The following is a 16,254-nucleotide window of genomic DNA, read 5'->3' on the forward strand; positions in this document are numbered from 1 at the left end:
TGTCAACAACCAACAAACCAAATCTATCAACGCAAAATGACCAACATGAAAAAATTTTTCTTCGCACTTATTGTGCTTTTGCCCCTGGCGGGTTTTTGCCAGGGAGGTCTCTTGGGTAAGCTAAAGCAAAAAGTAAGAGATCGTGCAGAGCAGCGCGCCGACGAGGGCATGGACAAAGCGCTGGATAAAGCCGAAGAAGGCGTAAAAAAAGAGGGCACTGCTTCAAAACAAAAAGAGGAAAAGAGCGAAGGCAGGACCGCTGCGGGGGAACCAAAACCGGCGACGACAACGGCTTCTTTTGAAAGTTATTCGCACTACGATTTTATTCCCGGCGAAAACATTGTGTACACCGAAGATTTTTCGCAGGACGTTATCGGCGAGTTTCCCCTGAAATGGGCCACCAGCAGCCGCGGCGAAACCGTAACGATTAAAGGCAGGGAGAACAAGTGGCTGCGCATGTTTCAAAACGGTTTGTTTCTTTCGCCTTACATCAAAAGCTTACCGGAAAATTTTACGGCTGAATTTGACCTCGTTTTAAATTATACCGATCAAGATCTTAGTTATGTTTTTCCGGAGCTAGACCTCTACTTGCTAAACAGCGTTGCCGGTGATGAAAAAGGCAGGAACTTTTTTAATTCGCAGTCAGGCCTGAGCGCCATGAAGATTGCGATTGGGCCAGCCGCTGAGGCCAACTCAAGCATCTACCTGCGAAGTGAAAAAGCCGGTACAGAAACGTTCAGCAATTCGCCAAAACCGTTAACCAGGCTGGGAGAGAATTACGGCCAGCCGGTGCATTTTGCCATTTGGGTGCAGAAGGAGCGCTTCCGGCTGTGGATGAACGGCGAAAAAATTTACGACGTACCGCAGGCGGTTCCCGAAAACGCAGCTTTCAACCGCATTGGTCTTGGCGTGGCGTCCTCTAACTACAACGAAGAAAACGTGGGCTATTACATCACCAACATCAAGTTTGCACAAGGCTCCCCGGACATGCGCAGCAAGTTGATTGCCGAAGGAAAACTAGTGACCACAGGAATTTTGTTTGATGTGAATTCGGATAAAATAAAACCCGAAAGCTTTGGCGTATTGCAGGAGATTGCAAAGGTGTTGAAGGAAAACGCTGCGGTGAACGTGAAGATCGTCGGGCACACCGACAACGACGGCGATGACGCCAAAAACCTGGACCTTTCTAGACGCAGGGCTGCTTCGGTTAAACAGGCCTTGGCAACGCAATTCGGCATTGACGCAAGCCGCATGCAAACCGACGGCAAAGGCGAAGCGCAGCCGGTTTCGGACAACAACACCAAAGAAGGCAAAGCAAAAAACCGCCGGGTGGAATTTATAAAGCAGTAGCAATATTGCTTGGTACAAAAACTAATCTTTCAATTTTATATTCATGCGTTTTTATAAAAAACTTTTCGTTTTTGTTTTGATGCTTGCTCTTGCTGGCTCATCCCGTGCACAAAGCATTGCAGACATTCCTTTCAAGGAATTGCTGGAAAAGATGCCCTTGCTGCCAAAAGATTTGGCCGCAGCACAGCAGGCATACGGCAAACTCGGTTTTGGTGAAATTCCCACCGATTACAAATCGGCAATGAGTGAAATAGAAGCGATCAAAAAGCAAGGTTTAAAACCTTTGTTCGATTACTTCCAGGCCAACGCAAAGAAGGCCGCCGCAGACCAAAAGTTCCGCTTAAAATTTAGTGCCGAAGAGCAAAGGCTGCTGCGTGATTTCGCCACACTTAATGCGTCGTGGGAAGAAAGTAGCTTCTCTATTTTCAGCGATTGGATTGACCACCGTCCCGGCATTACCAAGCAATCCTGGACGAAGATTAATGCGCCGCTGAGCGGCGCCGGACAAGGCTTGCATGAACAACTTGTGCGTATTGAAAACAGCGTGAACTGGGAGCGGTTTTTTGACGAAGCACGGGAGCGTGAGCCGATGATTCTTTCCGATCCGAAGATTAATGTCTTGAACGAACAGTATACAAAAGAACTAACGGCCGTACCGAAAAAGAAGGTCAAACTTTTTGAAGGCTTTGACGCACTGGCCGACGTATCCGACCCCGATAAATCAATTGCCGTAACAAAAAAATGGAGCGGTACAATACAAGCAGAATATGGAGACTATTACCGTGATCAATACGCCTGGTGGAGCGTAAACCTTGCCCGCTTTAAAACCGCTGCGGCCCAACTGGACGGTATCTTACAGGCTACAAACTTTGGTAAAAACCTTGCCGGAAACGACAAACAACTTTTGCCGGTAATAGCCGACGTACAAGAGAGAGTTATGGCAATGCTTTATCACCTGCATTATACTGCTGCCAGGATTAGCGGCATTGTTACCCAAGTGGCTGCAAACCGTTTGGCTACAGAACAGGCTATCGACAATTTTAAAAAGATACCTGCGCAATGAGGAGAAAGTTTTATGCCTGAATTTCGAACTTCAAATAAACGCTGATTCCTTTGCCTTTTCCCGTTTGGATTTCCATGCGTCAGTTCATGACTTCTACTCGCCTTTTTACTGATTGCAAACCCGTCACGTTTGTTTGACGGTGGGCGTTAAAACCGCCGTCATCATCTTCTATTGTGAGGCTGAGCAAAGCTGTTGTTGGCTCAGTTGCGCCGGGCATTGGTGGCAGGACTTGCATGTTTACCGATGTTGCGAATAAGTTCTTGTGCAATGCGGCCGCGTTCTTTTTCTTCGCCTTCCATGACGGCTTTTAGCAGGTGCAACTCCTTTAATTTTTCTTCTGTTTCTATCCGTTGAGTGATGTCTTGCCAAAACAACGACGGCGTTGATGACGGGTTGTAAAGCTGGTTGATCACAATGGCTTCCAGACAGTGTCGTTCGTCTGCGGCTTTACGAAAAGAAGTGGGCACACAAAGCTCTATTCTCCCCCGAAGAATTTGCTGAATTGATCCGGCAGTTAGGGCAATTCAGCCGAGTTCAAGTAGGCAAATCAATTGGTACCCAACATTTCGACGGTTTTGTAGCCAAGCGATTTGTCGTTGTGTAATCACATGCCTCGAAAGTCGTTTTAGAAACGTAGAGATACTTTCCAGATTCGTCAACGGGAGCAAGAAACTCAAAGGAGTTTCCAATCAATATCGGTAAAAGCGGCCCGGCGGGTCAATCATCTGTTGCAATGGCTTGAATGCGTGTTTTTGTTTCGCTTTCCCGTTGGGAATTAGGAGGGGCGTTTGGATTTATAAGCGTGCGTTGCGTAACAATCTTTCAGAGTCTCTGTTTCTCTTAAAAAATGCAGAAAGAGACGACTGCGACGACAATCATTCTGCTTGCTCGGCAACAGGCGCATTACTTTTCTATCAGCACTTTTATTTTTAAAAATTCAACCGCTTTGGTCAATACCCCGTTGTCGTTTTTTAATGAATTAAACTCGTACAAGAAACGGCAAAGGCGCTGGTAAGGGAAATCAGGATCGTTCATTGGGTGCGAATAATAATTCACTTCTTTCGGCTTGTTTAACGAAGAAGCGGAAACCGTGGCAGCGTTCAGAATATCCGGTTCCACAAGGTTGTTGTTGAAGGTTCCGGTTACTTTCAGGTTCAGGATCAAGCCGAAGTTGTGAATGCCGGTTGTGTCTAGAAAAGCGGCGGCTTTCTCGTCTTCGGTTAACCGCCCCTGCAGGTTGTTTACGTTTTGATAGTCTGCAATTAGTTCTCCTTTTGTTGACCGACGCAGGTAATGCAAAAAGCCAATATCAGATGACCTGCCTTTCTCCTCCGCCATGTAAATTTTAGCGTCCGTTGCGTCATCGTTCGATGCAATCGCCAACTTCTCCAAGGGGTGCCGCGGAACGTAATAGAACTCGGCTTGGTATTGTGCAAGGTAGTTGTGTGTCCCTTCTCTTCGTTCGGTGTACTCCGATGTAGCGTTGCTGTAATCTGTGTCTTCTTTCAACCGCTTGCTGTATTGCACAATTACTTTGTAGGGCTTTTGCTGCAGGTCAATGGCAGCACTGCCTGTTATCACGTCTTTTCTTCCGCAAGGCTGTTCAAACGAGTAATGGGCAACGATGGCGGCGAACACGTATTCAGGCGCTGCCTTGAATTTTACTTTGGCTTTGCCGGCTGCATCGGTTGTAACGGTTGATGGCGTCACCGTTCCGCCGTAAGTGCCTTTGCGCAAAGCGCTGTCGTACATTTCGGCTTTAAACGACACGAGCCGGTTTTTTAGCGGATACCCATCGCAGTCTTTCAAGTTGATTTCTACTTCTGTTTCTTCACCAAGAACCAGTTTGGTTTTCTTTGGTTTTACAACCAGCAATTCTTTTTCCTCCTCGCTGTTGACCACCGGCTTGCCGTACACAACCTTCACGTTTGTTTCTCTTTCGGTTGTCTCGTAGTCAGTAATTGTTTGTTGCAATGAGCCCAACAGCGCTGCCGCTTTTTCGGCAACGCTGTTGTATGTTTCGCCTTCGGAGAAAGAAAAGGGAAGGTTCACGGTTTTAATTTTTTTCCGGGTGATGGCCGTTTCGATGTTTACTGTCAAGAGGAAAACGGTGCCTTCTCCAGTGATGTTTCCGGTGAGAAGGTATTCGCAAAAGCTAAGGGCACCGGCAGGAGGCAGAAACAAGTTGGCTGAAGTAACACCACCGGCAAAAATGGTTTCGGGATTTTTTTCGTTGACGTCATAATATTCCAGGCAGGAAGGAGCGCTTTGGACTTTCTTGCGCAGGGTTGGTGCGATGTAGTAAAGCCGCTTATAGATTTCTGGGTTGGTATTTTCCGTTAAAGCTTTCACGTCAAAGTCCAGCAGCAGCACGCTTAGCGCCGGGCAATTGGCCGTGCAGGTTTTTGTTTGCGCCAGGGTGATGGTTTGCAGTAACAGTAGCGCGGCAATCAATTTCAGTTTCATAACCGGTTATTTTAAATGCGGCCAAAACTACCAGCTCATGGCTGTGCCGTTGTCCGTATTACTTATGCATTTTTGAAATCCGTAGTACTACGTAGAAGAGCAAAAGCTGTACGGTAGAAATTTGCATTTCGGCTTTTACGGAGCGTGAAATAAGTTTGTAGCAATCATGACAAGACAAACCAAACGACTGTTGTTTTTCTGCCTGCTAATTGGGCTTGGCTCTGTAGCTTTTGCGCAGGACACCGCTTTGCTTCGCCTTCAACGTTTGCCCGATGACACTGCAAAGGCAAACCGTCTGCTGGCTTTTGCAAGAACCTACTTTGGTATAGACAACAAGAAAGCCATCGAAATTTTAGAACAAGGGCAAAAACTGAGCGAACAACTCCATTATGATCTGGGGCTTGCTGTGGCTTACAAGCGCATTGGTTATATACACGGACAGGAAGGTGCTTATCAGGATGCAATCAACTACTACCGCCTGGCTTTGAACTATTACCGGAACACGAAAAATGTTGCTGACGTTCTTGCGATTTACAACAACATGGGCGCTAACCTAAGGCAGCTTGGCCGGGTGGACAGCGCCATTCATTATTACATGGAAGGCATTGAAAGGATTGAAGCAACGGACCTGGAAAAAGAAAGCAAATCAACAAAGCAAGACCTTCTCACTACCTACGCGCTGCTGAATACCAATGTGTCGTCCTTGTACGGCACAATGGAGAACGTACCGAAAGCATTGGCGTACGGCGAAAAAGCAATTGCCGCGGCAAAGAAACTGGGTGACACGTCGCAGTTGGTGCTGGCGCTGGTAAGCGTTAGTCACGCCAATGAAGTGAAAAAAGATTTTGCGTCTGGCTTAAACTATGCACGGGAAGCGGTGAGGTTGGCGAAGCTGCAGGACGAGCCGATTGCTCTTTCCAAATCTTATCATTTGCTGTCGATATGCTATACGGGTTTGGGCAATCTGGATTCGGCAATTTATGCGGCCCAACGTTCGATGCAATTGGCGAAGGAGAGCGACCGTCAGCTTTACATAACCTCCTTTCTTGACCTTGCCGATGCGTACCACGAAAAAAAGGAATACCGAAAAGAAGAAGCGCTGTTGATGCAAGGGTTGAAAGAGTTACAGGCAGTGAACAACATGGCTTTTTACGGCCGGAACCTTTACGAAAAATTGGCCAATACCAAATACGCTTTGGGAGACTACAAAGCGGCCTTTGATTTTTTCGAAAAATCCATTGCTTACAAAGACTCTACGTTGAGCGAAGAAAACCGGGAGACGGTTGCCAAACTGGAAACACAATACCAGACGGCAGAAAAAGAAAAAGTCATTTCCGAGAACAAATTGCAACTGGCGCAAAAAGATTTACAACTTCAAAAGAACCGTAACTATATGTATTATACATTGGCTGCCCTTGTGGTGGCGCTGCTGATTGCTGCTTTGTTGTTCATCAGGGCAAGACACAAGAGGCGACTGCATCAAAAAGAACTGAAAGCAATTCAGCAGCAAAAAGAATTGCAGTTGCTGCAAGCCTTAATGCAAGGCGAAGAAAAAGAACGCAGCCGCATTGCCAAAGACTTACACGACGGCGTAGCCGGTATGCTGGCGGCGGTGAAGATGCACTTCAGCAGCATGCCGATGGCCGATGAACTGGAAAGTACGGAAGGCTACCGGCAAGGCATGAAGTTGTTGAACGAAGCCACCCAGGAGGTTCGAAAGACCTCGCACAACCTGATGCCGGAAGTGCTGTTGCAACACGGACTTGACGAAGCGCTTCGCCGCTATTGTGCCAGTGTGAACAACAGCCGCACGCTTCACATTGAGTACGACAGTTGGGGTGAGGTCGATCGCTTTGACGACGGCTTCGAGCTATCGGTTTACCGCATTGTACAGGAACTGGTAAACAACATCATCAAGCATTCCCAAGCCACGCAGGCCATGGTGCAACTGACACAACAGAAGGACCTACTTTCCATCTCCATTGAAGACAACGGCGTTGGCTTTTCAAACGATGGAGGCAAAGAAGGAATGGGTTTGCGCAGCCTGCAAAGCCGCATTAAGGCCATGAATGGAAAATTAGAAGTAGAAGCCTCGGAACAAAGCGGCGTGAGTGCTTACCTTGAGTTTGACGTTGCGGAACTAAAAAAAGAAATCCTAACAGTACATGACTAAAGTGCGCCTGGCAATCATAGACGATCATGCCGTTGTAATTGACGGTTTAAAAACCATGCTCAATGCATTCGATAACCTGGATGTGGTATTCACAACGCAAAGTGGCCGGGAGCTTTTGGAGCGATTTCGAACCGTTGTTCCCGATGTATTGCTGATGGACATTCAAATGCCGGAAATGAACGGCATTGATTTGTGCAAGCAGGTTTTGCGGCAACATTCCAACGTAAAAATTATTGCCTTCAGTTCCTTTGACGACTCGAACTATGTAAAGCAGATTTTTCGCAGCGGCGCCAAGGGCTACTTGTTAAAGAACAGCGACAAACATACCATCGTTAAAGCCATCGAAACCGTCATGCAAGGCGAAGAGTACATGGACGAAACCATCAAGAAAATTTTGTTACAGGAAAGTCTTACTGGTCAGCGGCGGTCTATTTATGAAGTACCGCTGACAAAGCGGGAGAAAGAAATTTTAAAGTTGGTTGCGGAAGGTTTGTCCAGCCAGGAAATTGCCGACAAACTGTTTATCTCGCTGCGCACGGTAGAAACGCATCGCCTCAACATCAACCAGAAGCTGGATGTTAAAAACACCGCAGGCTTGGTGAAGGAAGCCATCAAGCGAGGGCTGATGGATTAGCGGCTACGTAGTTGTGCTGATTTGTTTAATCCAACGTTTCTACGCAAACACAGATGCTCTCTCTTTTCTTGTTTTGCACTGCTTTCAAATAAAAACAAGCAAAACAAGATCATGAAAAAAATGTTTACCCTTTTCCTTGCCGTGTGCATTTCAGCCGTCGCCTTTACGCAAAACAACGGCCTTCATTTTGACGGCGTAGATGATTACGTTGAAATCAACGCACCGAACAATTTTCTTTCCGGCAGCGCATTCACCATTGAGCTTTGGTACAAGCCAACGGCTGCTTCACAGCACGAGCAGACTTTGATTTCAAGAGGCAGCGGCAACAGCTTTTGGGAGATTGGCAACAACGGCAAATGGGACAATGCCAGCAGCCTGTTTTTTTATCATCCGCTTTCTTACCCGCTGGAAGATTTCGGCGTTTATTCTTACGACTTTTCCATTCTTAATCAATGGCATCACGTTGCGGTCACTTCGGATGGAAACACACTGCGGTTTTACCACGATGGACGAATGATTACGCAAGACCCGGTTGACGGCCCTCTTGGATCGGCAACGGGCCCGATTCGCTTGGGTGCACCAACGGGTTATACCAGCGTCTCTTCGCCCACGTTTGACGGAGGATACTTCAGCGGTGTTATGGATGAACTGCGCATCTGGAGCGTGGCCAGAACAGCCGAAGAAATTCAAGCCGACCGGCAACGTGAGATACCGGGCAATGCAAGTGGTTTGGTTGCTTATTACAACTTTAACCAAGGAGTGATTGGCGGCACTAACGGCGGTGTTGTTTCTCTTACCAATAACACGGGTTCAGGATTGAACGGTACGTTGACAAACTTCGGGCTTTCGGGAAATTCATCAAACTGGGTGGCTGGCTTCCCGATTGCCGGGGCTCTGCCTGTAAGGTTGGTTGATTTCTCCGCGCAGCAAATTAATGCCGGCACGAAGCTGAACTGGACAACCACGATGGAAGATAACGTACGTGTTTTCGAAATCGAGCGAAGCACAGACGCAAGAAGCTTTGCAAGGATTGGCGAAGCGATTCCGAAAGGCACTGCCAACGGTTCGCAATACAGCTTTGTTGACAGAACCCCTACGGAAAAAACAAATTATTACCGTTTGAGAACGGTGGACAGAGATGGAACGTCTTTTTACAGTCAAATTGTTAGTGTTGGCAAGGATTTGAAAAATGCGATCAGCGTTTTCCCTAATCCGGTCGAGCATCAACTGAACATACAATTGAATAGTCGGGAAGCTTTGCCCCTGTCAATTCTTGATGTGCACGGAAGAATTGTAAAAACTCTCCGAATGCACCCCAATACGCAGTCCGTATCAATTGATGTGAGTGGTTTGTACAGGGGGAATTATTTCATTCAAGTAGGGGCTAATGCTGTGGGATTTGTAAAACTGTAAGGGTACAAACTTTTATATTGGTTAAATAACTCGCTAGCCTTCCCTATTTCATTTAAATAAATACTGCTATAAATGGCTGAAAAAGATGTCCTGAAGCACAATCTTGTTATTTTTTAGGATAAACTAAGACAGCCAAGACGCAAAAAGTCGAACTCTCTTGAGTTCGACTTTTCAAAGTTGGTGGAGCAGAGCGGACAAAGATCGAACCAGTTATTAGAGGACTTAATTATATTATCGAAGCTAATGGGTTGAATACAGTACTATTTTATGGATGTGGAAAAGGAGCAGTTCCACCTTTGTCCGCTTGCCTTATCTCAGAGATTTCTGGACCTTCGGTGTAAAGTAGGTTTTTGCGCTTGATTTGTGTTACTATCTAAAGCGGTATTCGGTGATCGGCTATCCCATTATGTTGAACGCGGCAAATAAATAGCCTCCTGTAAAGGCAGAGGTGTTATTCAATCTAGTTTGCTTATCCATGCCTTTCTGGCCGCATAAGATGTTCCTTGGTAAATAAAAGTGCTTTGGCTTAGCGCATTTAAACAGTCACAGTTTCTAAACCGGAGTGCTCGACTCCTTCGACGTAAAGTAAAACTCCGGTTTCGTTAATTAGTATTCAATCATCTTTTTTTCTTCAACGTCGATTCACGAATTTTTAATTCGGTTGGCAATGTAAGACTCACAAAGTTCTTCACTGGTCTTTTGCTTTCGATGAGTTGCAGCAAAAGTTCCATTGCTTTCTTTCCCATGTCGAAGGCCGATTGCACAACGGTGGTTAGCGGTGGATGAAACAATTGTGGTTCACCAAAATTACTGAAGCCGCCAATGGCAATGCGACCCGGAACTTTTATCTCTTTGCTATTTAAAATGGCAAGCACTTTTATGGTGATGCGGTCGGAAGCAGTGGTGATGGCATCGGGCGGCGTTGGCAAGTCCAAAAGTTCTTCTACGGCTTGGCGGACTTCTTCGTCTTTACCTCCTCCGTGTGAGCAGTATTTTATGTAACACTCGTTTATCGGCTGACCGTTTTCTGTTAAAGCTTTTTCGTAACCGCGCAACCGTGTTTTTGTGATAGACAATTGCTGGGAACTGGTGATATGTGCAATGCGTTTGTATCCTTGTTTGATCAAATGTTCAACCAATTGGTAGGAGCCCCCTTCGTTGTCTACCACGACTTTATGTGTTTGGATATTTTCGGGTACGCGGTCAAAGAAAACCACCGGTATGCCCTGCTGGATAGTTTCCTCAAAGTGGCGCAGATCTTCGGTTTCGTTCGAAAGCGAAACCAGTAAACCATCTACCAGTTTCCATTTTAAATGTTCAAGCCCTTTGACTTCCTTTTGATACGATTCATGGCTTTGTGATATCATCACGTGATAGTCGCTGCTTGATGCGACGGACTCAATGCCGTTTACAACTTCTGCATAAAAGTTATTGGGAATACTGCTCAACATTACACCCACAGAGCGGCTTTGTTTGTTCTTTAAACTCTGTGCCATCAGGTTGGGACGATAGTTGTGCGCTACCGCGTAGGCCTTCACCCGTTGCGTGGTGGCCTTGCTGATTTTATAGCTGCCTTTGAGTGCGCGGGCAACCGATGACGGTGCAAGATTCAGCGCCTTGGCAATGTCTTTAATGGTGACAGCTTTTGATTTTTTGTTGTCCATTTTTAGCAGAGGTTTCCCTTTCAACGACCGAAGGCAAACGTTTGCCCAAAAAAAGGGAATAATTGTTAAACTCCGTTAACAAATGGATTAGTTTAGTACTTACTTTGGACAAAGATTACCAAAGTCCAATTTTTAACTATCAAAGCTTGCTATGCTCGCAAAAGAAAGAAAAGGTTTCAAAAGCGTTGTTCTACTCAGCCAAGGTTTTCTTTCGCACGAGGTTTTAACATCACTTATTTCATTTTTAGCCGGATGAGTAGAAGCGTTAGCATGTGCAGAATCGCACACTTCTTTTAATGCTTTCAACAAGCTTTACGAAAAGTAAATCCGCCATCTTATAAAAACTCAAACTGCAATTTGCACGTGGTGATTTGTATACGCAACCATCGTTTACGGGACTAGCCATTGCAGGACAGAGTACAAAAGAAAATTGACAGCTATATGAAGTCGTTTTACGCATTCCAAAAAGGGAAACAGAGCAGTTTCTGCTCGTCTTCTTCGCGCAATTGTTCGCAACGATTACCACAACTTGAAGAGTTCAAAAAAAAATTCACTAAACACTTTGTTTGGGTTTTTGTTTTCCTTTTTTTGTTTCAGGCCGGGTTTGGACAAAACTTGGTTGCCGGTAGAGTAACCGATGACAAAGGTTCACCGCTTGAGGGTGTGAGTGTGCAGGCTAAGGGCACCTCAGGAGGTGTCACAACCAACAACCAGGGACGGTACTCTCTCACTCTTTCCGGCGGCAGCGATACCCTTGTGTTTAGTTACGTTGGATTTGGCACACAGGAAGTAGCAATCGGTGGACGCAAATCAATTGACATAAGCCTTTTGTCAGATGCAAAAGCTCTTGCCGATGTAGTGGTGGTTGGTTATGGAAAACAGAAAAAAGTAAACCTTGTTGGTTCTGTTTCAGCCGTAAATGTTGACGATAAACTTACCAGTCGTGCTTTGCCGAATATTTCTTCCGGTTTGGAAGGACTGGTGCCCGGTTTGGCCGTTACGCAAAACTCCGGTATGGCAGGCAGCAACGGCGCTAGTCTTCTCATTCGCGGCCTTGGTACGGTGAACAATGCAAGCCCGTTGATCGTTGTTGACGGCATGCCCGATATTGACATTAACCGCATCAACATTAACGACATCGAATCCGTCTCTGTTTTGAAAGATGCTACGTCTGCATCAGTGTACGGTTCACGAGCGGCCAACGGTGTGATATTAATAACGACGCGGTCGGGTAAGAACCAGCGCAAAACAGCCATCACGTTTAATAGCACAACAGCGCTGACCAAGCCTACAAAAGGCTTTGATTTTTTAGCCAATTATCCACGTGCGCTGACGCTGGAGCAGCGCCGTGCATCGACCAATACCTTGCCGTCCAACCTTCTCTTTAAGAACGGCACCATTGACCAGTGGCTGGCCTTGGGCATGATTGATCCGGTGCGTTATCCCAACACCGATTGGTGGAACATCATCATGCGTGACGGTTCGCTCCAATCCTACAACATTTCTGCATCAGGCGGTGACGAAAAATCAAACTTCTTTTCCTCCGTCGGATTAAAAAAAGAAGTCGGCCTACAGATCAACAATGATTACAAGCAGTACAATGCCCGTTTCAATTTTGATTACAAGTTGCGCTCAAACATGAATACCGGTGTGCGATTCAACGCAAACACCTCAACGTACACCTTTGCTTTGGCTGAAGGTTTCACAGATTCGGATCCAACAAACACTGCCGGCTTCGATATGCAATACGCTATTGCCGGCATCTTGCCTTATGATCCGAAAACAGGTTACTACGGCGGTGTAATGGCCTACGGCGAAGACCCGCAAGCGTACAATCCGTACACCGTTTATCAAAACACGTTAACACATCAAAATCGGCAGGAAGCCAACGGCAGCATGTATTACGATTGGACGCCGGTTAAAGGTCTAACCGCAAGCGTAGATTATGCTGTTAACTATTACAACCAGTTTCAATACCAGGCCAACACGCCAAACCAGGCTTTCAATTTTCAAACAAATACGTTCGGAAGCCGCGTTTATGTAGGGCCCAATGCCGGTATAAGCAACGATACCCGCACGGGTTACAAAACGCTGTTTAACGGGCGGTTGAACTACCACACCATTTTTAAGAAAAACCACGACATCAGCGCACTGTTGGTGTACAGCGAAGAGTATTGGTACGACCGTTATCAATTCAGCTCACGAAACGACCGGCTGTATCCTACCTTAAGCGAGATAGACGCGGCATTAACCGACATTCAAAGCACGGGCGGTAACTCGAGCGCCGAAGGCCTGCGTTCTTATGTTGGACGCTTTAACTACACGGGTTTCAACAAATATCTATTTGAATTTGACGGGCGGATTGACGGCTCGTCAAAATTCCTTGACGGCAGTCGTTATGGTTTCTTTCCTTCGGTAGCAGTAGGTTGGAAGTTTACCGAAGAAAAGTTCATCAACCGCTTTTCTGAAAAATTTTTAAACAGCGGCAAGCTGCGGGTTTCTTACGGAAGCCTTGGGAATAACAGTGGTGTCGGACGCTACGAGCAGCAACAAACTTTGGCCGCTAACAGTTACATCATTGCGGGTAGCGTTGCAAGAGGCTTTGTCAATACCAAGCTGATTAACCAATTTCTGACCTGGGAAACAACAACGGTGCTAAACATCGGTGCAGACCTTAGTTTTTTGCGCAACCGTTTAACGGCAAGCATTGATTATTATGATCGTTTGACAACCGGGATGAACCGTCCTTCTGATTTATCGCTATTGATTAGTGGTGCGTACAGCCCGGCTCCTCGCAAAAACATTGGCGACATGCGCAACAGGGGTATTGAAGGTGATTTTTCCTGGAAAGACAGAGTTGGAAAATTTAGTTACGGCGTTAGCTTAAACGCATCGTACAACCGTACCAACCTGGAAAAATGGAATGAGTTTTTAACCCGCGGAAACATTTTTCTAAACATGCCTTATCGCTTTATTTATGCCTACCAAGACAAGGGCATTGCGCAAACCTGGCAGGACGTGTACAATGCGACTCCACAAGGTGCGCAACCGGGCGACATTCTTCGCGAAGATTTGAACGGCGACGGCCGCATTGATGGAAACGATTTAAAAGCTTTTCCTAATGCGCAACGCGACCGGCCGACCACATACTTTGGTCTGAACGGTTATGTAGCCTGGAATGGGTTTGATGTAGCCTTTTTGTTTCAAGGCTCTGCCGGCAGAAAAGATTTCTGGATCAATGCCTTCAACAACGTAAACTTCAGCACGGCACGTTACGCGGTAACGCAAGCACATTGGGACAATCCTTGGTCGGTTGAGAATCGAAACGGTTTGTGGCCACGTCTGGGCGGCAGCGGAAACAACCAGGCAGAAACAACTTTCTGGCTCGATGACATGACCTATTTGCGTTTAAAGAACATTCAGATTGGCTACAACGTTCCCAAGAGTGTTTTAAAACACATCGGCATCAACAACCTGCGCATTGCGGGTACGGCCGAAAACCTTGCGACGTTCACATCTTACCGCGGCCTTGATCCCGAGAAGGCCGGAAACAACAACAACCTGTACCCGATAAACAAATCCTATTCGATTTCCGTAAACATGGGTTTTTAAATTTCTTGCCATGACAAAACATTCAGTTAAGATAGTAACGTTAACCGCCTTGATTGGGCTTGCGTTTGTGTTCGGCTCCTGTCGCAAAAACTTACTTGATCAGGCGCCCACAACAGAATTGGCGGCTACCGACTTTTGGAAAACAGAGGCCGATGCCACGACGGCTTTGATGGGTGCCTACGCTGCAGTGCGGCCTTGCTTCGACCGCGATTATTATTTTGACGGACAGGCGGAATATTCCCGTGTTCGCGGTACCAGTACCACCAGCGGTAACCTTCGTTTGGGTGATGCTTACAACGGCGGCAACTACAGCCCCTCGGGATACGGCGCCAGCTTTGATAAAATGTTTCGCTATTTGTACGGCGGCGTTGACCGGGCGAATTATGTTATTGATAACGTGGTTGCGAAAATGCTGCCCACAGCCAGTAGTAGCTCTCTACCCGGGTTGGAAACCGTGGTTGGGGAGGCAAAGTTGCTTCGAGCCCTTTGTTATTTCCGGTTGATTACCATGTGGGGCGATGTGCAATACATCAGTCACGTGGTGAACGACAACGGTGAAGTGATTACGTTGCCCCGGATGCCCATTGCACAAGTAAAGGATTCAATTTTAGCTGACCTAACTTATGCTATCAACAAGCTTCCCGTAAAGGCTTCACTTGGTCGTGCTTCCAAACCCGCTGCCTTGGCATTGCGCGGGAAAGTTCAATTGTATTGGGCTTGCTGGAACCGATTTGGTTGGCCAGAACTGGATACATTTACACCTCGTGCTTCGGCCGCCGATTCTGCTTATAAAGCAGCCGCCAGTGATTTTAAATCAGTGATTGCTGATTTTGGACTGACGCTCTACAAAAATGGTGATCCCGGTGAGATTGACGACTTGGGTAAGTGTGACAAACTACCCAACTACTATTACCTGTTCACGCCCAAAGCCAACGGCGATCCGGAAATGCTTCTGGTATTTACCCACGGTGGCACGGGCACAAGTCAAGGGGAAGAGTTGATGCGTGATTTTGCCGGCCGTTCGCACGAAGGTTCGCAGTGTTGGACTTCTCCGCGTTACGAAATTGCCGATCGTTATCAATTGATCACTACCGGTGATTTTGCACCCAAGCTTATACAGATGAATCCAACTGTGCCAGCCACTGGTAATGTTGCCAGAACAACACCTAATTCGGCGGTAAATCCAGCCAGCTATGCCAACCGCGATTATCGCATGAAGGCTTCCATCCAATGGGATTACGAAACCAGCATTGGTCTTGCTTCGCTGGCTTCAACAGGTTACTGTCCTTTTATTTATCAAACATGGGCGGGACGGGTAACCATTGGCGGCGTAACGTATACGACTTACAATACAGACGGTTGTAATTCCGGGTATGTTTATCGCAAATTTGTGCGCAATTATCCAGGGCAGGGTCGAAGCGATGGCGATTTTGCTTGGCCGGTTATACGACTGGCTGATGTTTATCTGATGTATGCCGAAGCCACCAACGCAGTAAACGGGCCACAACCAGATGCAATTGCATTGGTGAACACGATTCGTCGCCGTGCAGCTTTACCCGCTTTAGCTGCATCAAAAACGGCGGATGCAACTTCATTCTTCAATGCCATTGAGCAGGAACGTATCATCGAATTATTGGCAGAAGGTCACCGTTCTTTTGACTTGCGTCGTTGGCGTGCATTGGAACGTGTTTGGGGTCCTCCCGGCAGTACTGGCGTTAGGCGCCAGGATACATGGGGTGCAAACACAGACGGTCCTTATTACCAAAATGCATCGCAGTTGACGTATCAACAGAATTACATCTTCCGAATTCCGCCTGCCGAACGTGACCGCAACCCAAATCTTACACAAAACCTTCCCTGGCGGTAAAAGAACTTGCTT

The 16,254-nt window shown here is 46.7% G+C and carries 10 protein-coding genes; 7 read left to right on the top strand and 3 right to left on the bottom strand.

Annotated elements, in window-relative coordinates; all coding sequences use genetic code 11:
* Positions 1 to 45 precede the first annotated feature (45 nt).
* Positions 46 to 1,350 carry an OmpA family protein gene (locus FSB75_RS19205; protein ID WP_172623229.1) on the top strand — a complete coding sequence of 435 codons (1,305 nt, stop codon included), beginning with the start codon at positions 46 to 48 and terminating at the stop codon, positions 1,348 to 1,350.
* Positions 1,351 to 1,393: 43 nt separating this feature from the next.
* The gene (locus FSB75_RS19210) at positions 1,394 to 2,413 is read left to right on the top strand and encodes a hypothetical protein (protein ID WP_146790794.1); all 1,020 of its coding nucleotides are present in this window, start codon (positions 1,394 to 1,396) and stop codon (positions 2,411 to 2,413) included.
* A gap of 200 nt (positions 2,414 to 2,613) precedes the next feature.
* Here FSB75_RS19210 and FSB75_RS19215 read toward each other — a convergent pair whose 3' ends face one another.
* Positions 2,614 to 2,880, bottom strand: a complete 267-nt coding sequence (locus tag FSB75_RS19215; RefSeq protein ID WP_146790796.1) for a hypothetical protein — start codon at positions 2,878 to 2,880, stop codon at positions 2,614 to 2,616.
* A gap of 436 nt (positions 2,881 to 3,316) precedes the next feature.
* Positions 3,317 to 4,879: an Ig-like domain-containing protein gene (locus FSB75_RS19220; protein ID WP_146790798.1), complete on the bottom strand. Its 1,563-nt coding sequence runs from the start codon at positions 4,877 to 4,879 to the stop codon at positions 3,317 to 3,319.
* A gap of 166 nt (positions 4,880 to 5,045) precedes the next feature.
* Here FSB75_RS19220 and FSB75_RS19225 point away from each other — a divergent pair, with 166 nt between their 5' ends.
* The 3 genes from FSB75_RS19225 (at position 5,046) to FSB75_RS19235 (ending at position 9,099) form a co-directional block, all read left to right on the top strand.
* A complete protein-coding gene (locus tag FSB75_RS19225) occupies positions 5,046 to 7,052 on the top strand; it encodes a tetratricopeptide repeat-containing sensor histidine kinase (protein WP_146790800.1) in 2,007 nt (668 codons plus the stop codon).
* Positions 7,045 to 7,686: a response regulator gene (locus FSB75_RS19230; protein WP_146790802.1), complete on the top strand. Its 642-nt coding sequence runs from the start codon at positions 7,045 to 7,047 to the stop codon at positions 7,684 to 7,686. Before FSB75_RS19225 ends, FSB75_RS19230 begins: the two co-directional genes overlap by 8 nt.
* A gap of 111 nt (positions 7,687 to 7,797) precedes the next feature.
* Entirely contained in the window at positions 7,798 to 9,099 is a 1,302-nt protein-coding gene (locus tag FSB75_RS19235; RefSeq protein WP_146790804.1) for a LamG-like jellyroll fold domain-containing protein, read from the top strand.
* A 617-nt stretch (positions 9,100 to 9,716) separates the two neighbouring features.
* On the opposite strand, the gene FSB75_RS19240 is transcribed toward FSB75_RS19235, so the two are convergent.
* On the bottom strand, positions 9,717 to 10,763 hold the full coding sequence (locus FSB75_RS19240) for a LacI family DNA-binding transcriptional regulator (protein WP_146790806.1): 1,047 nt from the start codon (positions 10,761 to 10,763) through the stop codon (positions 9,717 to 9,719).
* A gap of 615 nt (positions 10,764 to 11,378) precedes the next feature.
* On the opposite strand from FSB75_RS19240, the gene FSB75_RS19245 reads away from it, so the two are divergent.
* Both FSB75_RS19245 and FSB75_RS19250 read left to right on the top strand, forming a co-directional pair.
* Positions 11,379 to 14,375 (top strand): SusC/RagA family TonB-linked outer membrane protein, encoded by a 2,997-nt coding sequence (locus tag FSB75_RS19245; protein WP_227990663.1) that lies wholly within the window; start codon positions 11,379 to 11,381, stop codon positions 14,373 to 14,375.
* A 10-nt stretch (positions 14,376 to 14,385) separates the two neighbouring features.
* Entirely contained in the window at positions 14,386 to 16,242 is a 1,857-nt protein-coding gene (locus tag FSB75_RS19250; protein ID WP_146790810.1) for a RagB/SusD family nutrient uptake outer membrane protein, read from the top strand.
* Positions 16,243 to 16,254: the final 12 nt, after the last annotated feature.

Origin of the sequence: Flavisolibacter ginsenosidimutans (genome assembly GCF_007970805.1) — a bacterium.
Lineage (GTDB): Bacteria > Bacteroidota > Bacteroidia > Chitinophagales > Chitinophagaceae > Flavisolibacter > Flavisolibacter ginsenosidimutans.